At 61.4% G+C, this 1,696-nt stretch carries 2 protein-coding genes; both read right to left on the bottom strand.

The genetic code is table 11. The features are described 5' to 3' along the window. Nucleotides 1–938: GGDEF domain-containing protein (locus KDH09_06805; protein ID MCB0219388.1), on the bottom strand; the 938-nt coding region annotated here is incomplete at its 3' end. Between the two features lie 65 nt (nt 939–1,003). Then, on the bottom strand, nt 1,004–1,690 hold the full coding sequence (mtnC, locus tag KDH09_06800; GenBank protein ID MCB0219387.1) for an acireductone synthase: 687 nt from the start codon (nt 1,688–1,690) through the stop codon (nt 1,004–1,006). Between the last annotated feature and the right edge of the window lie 6 nt (nt 1,691–1,696).

The raw sequence follows: 1,696 nt of genomic DNA, 5'->3' as shown, positions 1-1,696 counted from the left end.
GGCCCGTAGGGGCCCTCGATCCGAAGAAACTCGAAGTTCTCAATTTCCTGCCGAAGCCGCTCGCAGATTTCCCGGCCCTCTATCGCGTTCGCCCGTGGAAGGACAATCACGAATTCATCGCCGCCGTAACGCGTGAGCGTCGCGCCGGGCACGTTGCACACCGTCTTGATGAGCGCGCCCACCTCCTTGAGCACCATCGATCCGGCAAGGTGGCCATAGGTATCGTTAGCCTGCTTGAATTTGTCGAGATCCAGGAATGCGAGCGCAAGGTCCTCGCCGCTTTCCTCTGCGACGACGATCTCTTTCGAGAGCTGGGCATGGAAATAGCGGTCATTCATCAGGCCGGTGAGGCCATCGCGCATGGAGAGTTCACGGGCGCGCTCGGCTTCGAGCACGTTGCTCATCACACCGGCGATGTAGTCGGCAAAAACGCTGAGCATCTTCTGGTCGCGGTCGCTGAACTGGCGGCCGCCCTGGCTCTTGCCCATGATGAGCACGCCGCTGCCTTCGCCAGCGATATAGACCGGAACGGCGACATAGCTTTGGCGTTCGCCGCCCAGTTCGGTGGTTCCGATGTTCCCCTCGCCCGCCAGATAAACCGCACCGATTTCGCTGCCGTAAACGGAAAAAGTTTTACCCACGCTGAAGGGGTTGGTCACACCAGGCAGGGTGAAAGTCGCAATTACTACAAGCTCGTTTTCGCGCCGGTCGCGACGCATCGTGATCGGATTGTCGAGAAGCAGTGCACCGAAGCCCGCCGGCACCAGTTCGTTGGCGCGGCGCAGGCCGTCTTGAATCACTTCTTCGAGACGCGCGCCGGGCGTCCGGGTGGTATCCCCGCTGGGGCGACGCTCCACGAAGACGCGGAGTTTGCGGCGATCCAGGGACTCGATCTTGGGTCCCCCGATCCCGCCGGCTCGGTGTGGCAGAACGCTCATGGTTAGAGACAAGGATAGGCCAGAACCCGGGGCCGGGAAATAGGCGCTTTTGCGCCCTTCATGGGCTAGTCCGTCAGCTCCTGAAAGCTCTTGTGGACCGGGTGGACGCCCGGATCGGCTTCCTTGTTGCCGGGCCGGACCATCAGGCCCGTCTTCATCCCGGCCTGGGCGGCCGCATCGAGTTCTTCGACCACGTCGCTCAGGAAGAGAATTTCGCTCTCGGGGAGCCCGAAGGCGCCAGCAATGGCGCGGTAGGAATCGGCCACCCGCTTGGGCCCGGTGGTCGTGTCGTGATAGCCCTCGAAGTGTTCGAGCAGGTCGCCGAATTTGGTGTGCCCGAACAGCAGTTTCTGGGCCAGCACGCTGCCGGAGGAAAAAATCCGAAGCCGAATGCCGGCCTCGCGCCACTTTTTCAGCGCAACCGGGACGTCATCAAAGACTTCGCTCTTGAGCGATCCCTCCGCGTAGCCCTTTTCCCAGATGAGACCCTGCAGCATCTTGAGCCCGGTCGACTTGCGATCCATGTCCATGAGATACCGGGCAAAAGGCGCACCGTTTCCAAAGTCCGGCATCTCCTTGCCCGAAACCCGTGATTCCACGCTGGCTTCCTCACGCAATTGAGAGATCGCTGCGGCGACGGCTTCATCCTTGTCCGCGCGGGCGCAGTACTCGTCGAGGTGTTCGCGCGCGTAGGGAAAAAGCACGTCGTAGACGAAGGAAATGGGAGTGGTCGTTCCCTCGATGTCGAGCAGAATGGC

This window comes from Chrysiogenia bacterium, from assembly GCA_020434085.1.
In the GTDB taxonomy this organism is placed as follows: Bacteria; JAGRBM01; JAGRBM01; order JAGRBM01; family JAGRBM01; genus JAGRBM01.
This window is presented reverse-complemented; position numbering and strand designations above follow the sequence as displayed.